We start from the raw sequence: 8,892 nt of genomic DNA, 5'->3' as shown, positions 1-8,892 counted from the left end.
TGAGCGGCGGTCCGGAGGGCCGACGGAGGGTGAGCGGCGGTCCGGAGGGCCGGCCGACGGGGACGCGCACCGTGGGGCGGCGCGGCTCGCCGATCCGCGCCAGGTCGAGATCGTGGCGCACACCGACGGGCCGATGCTGGTGCTCGGCGGTCCCGGCACGGGCAAGACCGCCACGCTGGTCGAGGCCGTCGCCGCGCGGGTGGCCGAGGGCGTCGACCCGGAGCGGATCCTGGTGCTCACCTTCGGCCGCCGGGGCGCCACCGCGCTGCGCCAGCGGATCGAGGCCTGCGTCGCCGAGGGCGGGCACCGCGTGCTGCGCGAGCCGCTGGTGCGCACCCTCCCGGCGTACGCCTTCGGGCTGCTGCGGCGGGCGGCGGCCGAGCGCGGCGAGCCGTCCCCCCGGCTGCTCACCGGGCCGGAGCAGGATCTGATCATCCGCGAGCTGCTCGACGTGGTCGGCGAGGCGCCCGACGACGACCCGGTCGGCTGGCCGGAGGACCTGCGCCCCGCGTTGCGCACCCGGGCCTTCGCGGCGCAGCTGCGCGACCTGCTGATGCGCGCCGCCGAGCGGGGCGTCGGTCCCGTCGAGCTGGCCCGGCTGGGCGAGAAGCTCGGCCGCGCCGACTGGCCCGCCGCCGCGCGGTTCCTGCGGGAGTACGTGGCCGTGCTCGCCCTGCGCGACGTCAGCAACCGCGGCTCCGTCGCGTACGACCCGGCCGAGCTGGTCCGGGCCGCCACCGGAATGCTGCTCGACGACCCCGAGCTGCTCGCGGCCGAGCGCCGGCGGCTGGCGTACGTCTACGTCGACGAGCTGGCCGACACCGACCCGGCCCAGCAGGACCTGCTCGCGACGGTGGCCGGAGGCGGCAAGCCCCTGGTCGCGTTCGCCGACCCGGATTCCTCCACGTACGCGTTCCGGGGCGCCGACCCGGCGGGGGTGGCCACGTTTCCGCACCGCTTCCGCACCGCCTCGGGAGCGCCCGCGGCACAGGTGGTGCTCACCACCTCCTACCGGGCCGGTGCCCGGCTGCTCGCCGCGTCCGGCCGGCTGGCGCGACGGCTGCGCGGTCCGGCTGCGCACCGCCGGCTGCACCCGCTGCCCGACGCGCCGCCCGGCGCGGTCGAGGTACGCACCTTCCGCTCGGCCACCAGCGAGGCGGCCTGGCTGGCGCACGCCCTGCGCGAGGCACACCTGCTCGGCGGCGTGCCCTGGTCGGAGATGGCCGTGCTGGTGCGCTCCACCGGGCGGCAGTTGCCCTCGCTGCAACGTGCCCTGCACGCCGCCGGGGTGCCCACCGTCGTGCACGGCGAGGACCTGCCGCTGCACCTGCAACCGGCGGTCGCGCCGCTGCTGCTCCTGCTGCGCTGCGCCCTGGAGCCCGAGCGGCTCGACGAGGAGGCCGCCGTGGCGCTGCTGCACTCGTCGCTCGGCGGCGCCGATCCGCTGGCCGAGCGGCGGCTGCGGCAGGGGCTGCGCGCCCTGGCGCTGGCCGGCGGCGACCGCCGGCCCTCGGGCGAACTGATCGTGGAGGCGCTGCGCGACCCGGCCGGGTTGGCCGGGATCGAGCGGCACTGGGCGGAGCCGGCGCAGACCGTGGCCGGTCTGCTGGCCGTGGCCCGGGAGTCCGCCGCGCGGCCCGGCGCCACGGCGGAGGACGTGCTCTGGGCGGTGTGGCGGGCCACCGGGCTCGCCGAGCTGTGGTCCGCGGCGACCGGCCGCGGCCAGACGGTGACCGGCGAGGGCGACGTCGCGCGGCGCCGCCGCGCCGAGGCGGCCGACCGCGACCTCGACGCCGTGATGGTCCTCTTCGACGCGGCGGCCCGGTTCACCGACCGGCTGCCCGGCGCGCGTACGGAGGTCTTCCTCGACCACGTCCTCGGTCAGGACCTGCCGGCCGACACCCTCGCCCCGACCGCCGACCGGGGGGAGACGGTGCGGCTGCTCACCGCCCACGCCGCGAAGGGGCTGGAGTGGGATCTCGTGGCGGTCGCCGGGGTGCAGGAGGGCGTCTGGCCCGACCTGCGCCTGCGTGGCAGCCTGCTCGGCTCGGAGCGCCTGGTCGACGTGCTCGCCGGCCGGACGGCCGGCGCGGGCGTGGTGGCGGCCCTGGTCGGGCAGACCTCGGCGCTGCTCGACGAGGAGCGCCGGCTGTTCCACGTCGCGGTCACCCGGGCCCGGCGACGGCTGCTGGTCAGCGCGGTCGCCTCCGCCGCGGTGGGCGGCGACGACCACGAGGAGCAGCCGAGCCGCTTCCTCTACGAGCTGGGCCCCACCGACCCGACCGACCCGTCCGCCCCGACGGCTCCCACCGATCCGCCGGATCCGACCGGCCCGACGGATCCCACTGACCCGGAGGAGCCGGATCGACCGGGGGCGTTGCCGGTGAGCCGGCCGCCCCGGGCGCTGACCCTGCCGGCGCTGGTGGCGGAGCTGCGTACCGCCGTCAGCGACCCGGCCGTGACCTACGCCCGGCGGCAGGCGGCGGCTGCCGAGCTGGCCCGGCTCGCCGCCGCCGGGGTGGCCGGCGCGCACCCGGACGACTGGTGGGGGCTGCGGCAGCTCTCCGACGACCGCCCGCTGGTCGACGAGGGGGAGCCGGTCCGGGTCACCCCGTCGGCGATGGAGAGCGCGCTGCGGTGCAGCCTGCGCTGGCTGCTGGAGCGGCACGGCGGCAGCCCGCCGGCCAGCGCCGCCCAGGGCGTCGGCAACCTGGTGCACGCCGCCGCGATGCTCGCCGAGGACGCCAGCGCCGACCGGGGAGCGCTGCTGGACTACGTCGCCGCCCGGTTCGACGTCATCGAGCTGGCCGCCCGCTGGATGGTCGGTCCGGAGCACAGCCGCGCCGAGGCGATGGTGGACAAGCTGCTCCGCTGGCTGGCCGCGAATCCGCGCCGGCTGCTCGCCATCGAGCACGAGTTCGCGGTGCGCCTCGACGACCCGCACCGGCCGGTCGAGCTGGTCGGCCGGGTCGACCGGCTGGAGGTCGACGAGGACGGCCGGCTGGTCGTCATCGACCTGAAGACCGGCAAGTCCACCGCCGTCACGGCCAACGACCTCGCCGAGCACCCACAGCTCGGCGCCTACCAGGCGGCGGTGGAGGCGGGGGCCTTCGCCGACTTCGGCGAGGAGTCCGGCGGCGCGGCCCTGGTGCAGCTCGGCACCGGCGCGAAGGACGCGAAGGAGCAGAGCCAGGCGCCGGCGGGGGAGGGCCCGGAGGCCGGCTGGGCGACCGCGCTGGTGCGGCGTACCGCGGATACGATGGCCGCCGCCACCTTCGCCGCGGTCGCCAACTCCAAGTGCCGGGTCTGCCCGGTGCGTACGAGCTGCCCGGTGTCCGGGCAGGGCCGCCAGGTGGTCGAGCCGCCGACCACCCGTCGTCCGGAGACGCCTTGACGCAGCCCGCCCTCTTCAGCAGCGCGACCCCTGCGCCCCGGGTCGCCGACGCCGGTCCCCGCTACACGCCGGTGGAGCTGGCGAAGCTGCTGCGGCTGCCCGCGCCGACCCGGGAACAGGCCGCGATCATCGCCGCCCCCGTCGAGCCGCTGCTGGTGGTCGCGGGCGCCGGGTCGGGCAAGACGGAGACGATGGCCGCCCGGGTGGTCTGGCTGGTCGCCAACTCGTACGTGCGGCCGGAGCAGGTGCTCGGGCTCACCTTCACCCGCAAGGCCGCCGGGGAGCTGGCGCACCGGGTGCGTACGCGGCTCGACCAGTTGGTGCGGCGGCTCGGGCGGCGGGGGCGCGACCCGCTCGACGACCCGCTGGCCGGGGAGCCGACCGTCTCCACCTACCACTCGTACGCGGGCCGGATCGTCACCGAGCACGGGCTGCGGGCGGGCTACGAGCCGTCCACCCGGCTGCTCACCGAGGCGTCCCGCTGGCAGCTGGTCGACCTGCTCGTGCGCAACTACGACGGCGACATGTCCGGGGTGGACCGGATGCCGAGCACGATCACCGACGCGGTGCTGGCGCTGGCCGGCGAGCTCGACGAGCACCTGGTCGACCCGGACGCGCTGGCCGCGTGGACGGGCCGGTTCTTCGCCGAGGTGCAGGTGCGCCCCGGCCGGGTCTACGCCGACGTGCGCAAGGCGCTGCAACTCCAGCAGATCCGGCTGAAGCTGCTCCCGCTGGTGCGCGCGTACGCCCGGCGCAAGGAGGACTTCGAGGCGATGGACTTCGCCGACCAGCTCGCGCGGGCGGCCCGGGTCGCCCGCGACCACCCGGGCGTCGGCGAGATCGAGCGGGACCGGTTCCGGGTGGTGCTGCTCGACGAGTACCAGGACACCAGCCATGCCCAGGTGGTGCTGCTCAACGCGCTCTTCGGCGGCGGGCACCCGGTGACGGCGGTCGGCGACCCCTGCCAGTCGATCTACGGCTGGCGCGGGGCGAGCGCCGGCACCCTGGACCGCTTCCCCACGGAGTTCGCCCGCGCAGGCGGTGCGCCGGCCGAGGTGCTCAGCCTCACCACGAGCTGGCGCAACCGGCCCGAGATCCTCGGTGTCGCCAACGCGCTGGCCACCCCGCTGCGGGCCGCCGGCGCCCGGGTGCCGGAGCTGCGCGCGGCGATGAGCGTCAAGGAGCCGGTCCCGCACCGCAGCGCCCGCGGCGCCGCCGGCGGCACCGTCCACTGCGCCCTGCTGCGGACGTACGCCGACGAGGCCGACTGGATCGCCGACAGCGTGCTGCACGCCTGGCGCGGCGCGGCCGGGATGCCCGGCGTGCTGCCCGAGCACATCCCGGTGCCGCTGCGGCCCACGACCGCCGTGCTCGTACGGCTGCGCAGCCAGATTCCGGCGATCGAGTCGGCGCTGCGCGAGCGCGGCCTGCCGGTCGAGGTGGTGGGCCTGGGTGGCCTGCTGGACACCCCCGAGGTGCGGGACGTGGTGTGCACGCTGCGGGTGCTGGCCGACCCGACGGACGGCGCCGCGCTGCTGCGGCTGCTGACCGGCGCGCGCTGGCGGATCGGGCCCCGTGACCTGGTGGCCCTGCACCGCCGGGCGAAGTCCATCGCGGCGGCCCGGCGCAGGCTCGCCGACGACGGCACCCCGGAGATCAGCCCGGACCTGCTCGACGAGGCGACCCTGGTGGAGGCGCTGGCCGACCTGGGCCCGGCGCAGGCGTACTCGGCGGAGGGCTACGCGCGGCTGCGGGCGTACGCCCGGGAGCTGGGCCTGCTGCGCTACCGGCTGGACCAGTCCCTGCCGGAGCTGATCGCGGACATCGAGCGGACGATCGGCCTGGACGTGGAGGTGGCGGTGCGGGCCGGCCGGGACGGGGCCGGGGACGCCGGCCTGGCGCGGGGCCACCTGGACGCGCTCGGCGACGTCGCCGCCCGCTTCAGCGGGGAGACGCCGGGCGCCACCCTGTCGGGGTTCCTGGCCTACCTGGCCGCCGCCGAGGACGAGGAACGCGGCCTCACGCCGGGCGAGGTGGAGGTGGTCGAGGGCGCGGTGCAGATCCTCACCGCGCACGCCGCGAAGGGCCTGGAGTGGGACGTGGTCGCGGTGGCCGGCCTGAGCCGGGGCGTCTGGCCGGGGCCGGTGCGCAACTCCGACCACTGGCTCGGCGGGCTGGGCGTGCTGCCGTTCCCGTTGCGCGGCGACGCCGACGGGCTGCCGGAGCTGGGCCTGGCCGAGGCCGAGGACCAGCGGGGGGTGGCCCGGGCGCTGGAGGACTTCACCGACGCCTGGCGGGCGCACGACGAGCGGGAGGAGCGCCGGCTGGCGTACGTGGCGGTGACCCGGCCCCGGCGGCTGCTGCTCTGCTCCGGCTACTGGTGGGGGGAGGGCACCAAACGGCCGCGCGGCCCGTCGGTGCTGCTGCGGGAGGTGCACGACGCCTGCCTGGACGCCCGCGCCGGGCACCTGGTGGACGAGTGGGCGCCGGAGCCGCCGGGCGACGCGGTCAACCCGACGACCGAGGTGGTGCTGCGCGCCGAGTGGCCGGCCGACCCGCTGGGCGCCCGCCGGCCGGCGCTGGCCGAGGCGGCAGCCCTGGTCCGCCGCTTCCTCGCCGACGGCGACCCGGCGGCCCGCCCACTGTCCGACGGGGACGCGGCCGCCCGCCCGCTGCCCGGCGGCGAGACGGCCGAACGGACGCCGTCCGGCGGCGACGACACCGCCGGGGTGGGCGCGGACCCGTCGGCCGACGACGCGGACGTGGCGCGGTGGCGGCGGGAGGCCGACCTGCTGCTCGCCGAGCGGGCCGAGCTGACCCGGCAGTCCGGTGCCGTCGAGGTGGCCCTGCCCGGCCAGCTGTCGGTGACCCAGTTGGTGGCGCTGCGCCGGGATCCGGCGGCGCTGGCCCGCGCGCTGCGCCGCCCGGTGCCCACCGAACCCAATCCGTACGCCCGCCGGGGCACCGCCTTCCACACCTGGCTGGAGCAGCGGTTCGGCGCCGACCGGCTGCTCGACCTGGACGAGCTGCCGGGTGCGGCGGACGCGGACGCGGCGCCGGACGAGGCGTTGGCCGAGCTCCAGGAGCGCTTCCTGGCCAGCGAGTGGGCCGACCGGGTGCCGGTCGAGGTGGAGGTGCCCTTCGCCACAGTGATCGCCGCAGTGGTGGTCCGGGGGCGGATGGACGCCGTCTTCGCCCGGCCGGGCGGGCGGTTCGACGTGGTCGACTGGAAGACCGGCCGGCAGCCCGCCGGCGCAGCCGCCGAGGTGGCCGCCGTGCAGCTCGCGGTCTACCGGCTGGCCTGGGCGGAGCTGGCCGGCGTGCCGGTGGAGCGGGTCGGCGCGGCGTTCCACTACGTGCGGGACGGGGTCACGGTCCGCCCGGCGGACCTGCTCGACGCGGACGGGCTGACCGCGCTGATCGCCTCCGTACCGGAAATTCCGGCAGACGGTGGTGCCGGGACGAATCCATGATAGGTTGGTCGCGTTGCAGTTATGGTTCCCAGAGACTCTGTGTGCGCCTGGAGGATTGTGGCCCAGGCGCTCTTTGTTGTGTCCGGAGTTCTCCGGGCGGGGCGACCAGAAGCGACAAGCGAGCCAGGCAGTTCCGCGTGGCGCGCTCCTCTTCGAGCCCGCAACAAGTGCGGGTTCGACGTTCCGTCAAGGAGACGAAACAAAAATGGCTATTGGCACCGTCAAGTGGTTCAACGCTGACAAGGGCTTCGGCTTCATCACCCCGGACGGCGGCGGCGCCGACGTCTTCGCCCACTTCTCGGCGATCCAGTCCTCCGGCTACCGGAGCCTGGACGAGAACCAGCGGGTCGAGTTCGAGGTGACCCAGGGCCAGAAGGGCCCGCAGGCGGAGAACATCCGCCCGCTCTGATCTTCGGATCTTCCAGTAACACCCACCGCGCCCTCCGGGTGCGGTGACGGGACCGGCCCGCCGCACCGTCGACCTGCGTGAGCAGGCGGCGAACGGCGGCGGGCCGGGGCCCGTACCCCTTTCGGTTCGTGCTTGTGAGTCACCCGCGGCCTGGTCCGCCGGTGACAGCGCCGCCTCCGGCGCCCTCCCTCGACACGTGCCGCGTCGAGGAAGGCTTCCGCATGACCACTGTCGTACCCTCTTTCGCCCTCACCGGGCTGGCCCCGGCGCTGCTCGCCGAGCTGACCGCCCAGGGCATCACCGAGCCGTTCCCGATCCAGTCGGCGACCCTGCCGGACTCGCTCGCCGGCCGGGACGTGCTCGGTCGGGGCCGCACCGGCTCCGGCAAGACGCTCGCCTTCGGGCTTCCCCTGCTGTCCCGCACCGCCGGCCGCCGGGCCCGCCCGGGCCGACCGCTGGCCCTGGTGCTGGTGCCCACCCGCGAGCTGGCCCAGCAGGTCACCACCGCGCTCGACCCGTACGCCCGCGCCGTCGGGCTGCGCTGCGCCACCGTCGTCGGCGGGCTCTCGCTGCAACGCCAGGCGGACGCCCTGCGCGCCGGCGCCGAACTGGTCGTGGCCACCCCCGGCCGGCTGCACGACCTGATCAACCGCGGCGACGCCCGGCTGGACCAGGTCGGCATCACCGTGCTCGACGAGGCCGACCAGATGGCCGACATGGGCTTCCTGCCGCAGGTCACCAAGCTGCTGGAGCAGGTCGCCCCGAACGGGCAGCGGATGCTCTTCTCGGCCACCCTGGACGGCGGCGTGGACAAGCTGGTGCGCCGCTTCCTCAGCAACCCGGTCTCGCACTCGGTCGACCCGGGCACCGCCACGGTGACCGCGATGACCCACCACGTGCTGCACGTCGACGCGGTGGACAAGCCCACCGCGCTGACCTGGATCGCCGCCCGCGAGGGCCGCACCATCCTGTTCATGGGCACCAAGCACCGCGCCGACCGGCTCGCCCGCCAGTTGCTGGCCAAGGGGGTACGCGCGGCCGCGCTGCACGGCGGCAAGTCGCAGCCGCAGCGCACCCGGATCCTGGAGCAGTTCCGCACCGGGCAGGTGACGGCGCTGGTCGCCACCGACGTGGCGGCCCGGGGCATCCACGTCGACGGGCTCGACATGGTGGTCAACGTGGACCCGCCAGCCGAGGCGAAGGACTACCTGCACCGTGGTGGGCGTACCGCCCGGGCGGGGGAGTCCGGCACGGTCGTCACCCTGGTCCTGCCGGAGCAGCGCCGGGACGTGTCCCGGCTGATGTCGACCGCCGGCATCCGTCCCGAGTCCGTCCAGGTGCGCTCCGGCGACGAGGCCCTGGCCCGGGTGACCGGCGCCCGGGAGCCGTCCGGCGTGCCGGTGACGATCGCGCCGCCCGCGCCGCAGGCCGCCTCCGCCGGGTCTGCCGGCGGCCGGTCGGTCGGCCGCGCCGGTGAGGGCGGCCGGGCTCCGCACCGCGCCTCGGGGCGGCCCCGCCGCTCGCGGCGCCCCCGCACCCCGCACGCCTCCTGACCAACCCCTCCGCGTTCCGCTCTCCGTCGGCTCCGGGCACCCGTGCCCGGAGCCGACGGCTGA

The 8,892-nt window shown here is 76.6% G+C and carries 4 protein-coding genes; all 4 read left to right on the top strand.

Annotated features, from left to right (window positions below; all coding sequences use genetic code 11):
* Nucleotides 1-3,394: ATP-dependent DNA helicase (locus F6X68_RS26790; protein ID WP_151456876.1), on the top strand; the 3,394-nt coding region annotated here is incomplete at its 5' end.
* Nucleotides 3,391-6,867, top strand: coding sequence for an ATP-dependent DNA helicase (locus F6X68_RS26785; protein ID WP_151456875.1), 3,477 nt, complete (start codon nucleotides 3,391-3,393; stop codon nucleotides 6,865-6,867). The genes F6X68_RS26790 and F6X68_RS26785, both read left to right, overlap by 4 nt.
* Nucleotides 6,868-7,072: 205 nt before the next feature.
* Nucleotides 7,073-7,276, top strand: coding sequence for a cold-shock protein (locus F6X68_RS26780; protein ID WP_007464836.1), 204 nt, complete (start codon nucleotides 7,073-7,075; stop codon nucleotides 7,274-7,276).
* Between the two features lie 221 nt (nucleotides 7,277-7,497).
* The gene (locus tag F6X68_RS26775) at nucleotides 7,498-8,829 is read left to right on the top strand and encodes a DEAD/DEAH box helicase (RefSeq protein WP_151456874.1); all 1,332 of its coding nucleotides are present in this window, start codon (nucleotides 7,498-7,500) and stop codon (nucleotides 8,827-8,829) included.
* The last annotated feature ends 63 nt before the right edge of the window (nucleotides 8,830-8,892 follow it).

The sequence above is a fragment of the Micromonospora sp. AMSO12t genome, assembly GCF_008806585.1.
Taxonomy (GTDB): domain Bacteria; phylum Actinomycetota; class Actinomycetes; order Mycobacteriales; family Micromonosporaceae; genus Micromonospora; species Micromonospora reichwaldensis.
This window is presented reverse-complemented; position numbering and strand designations above follow the sequence as displayed.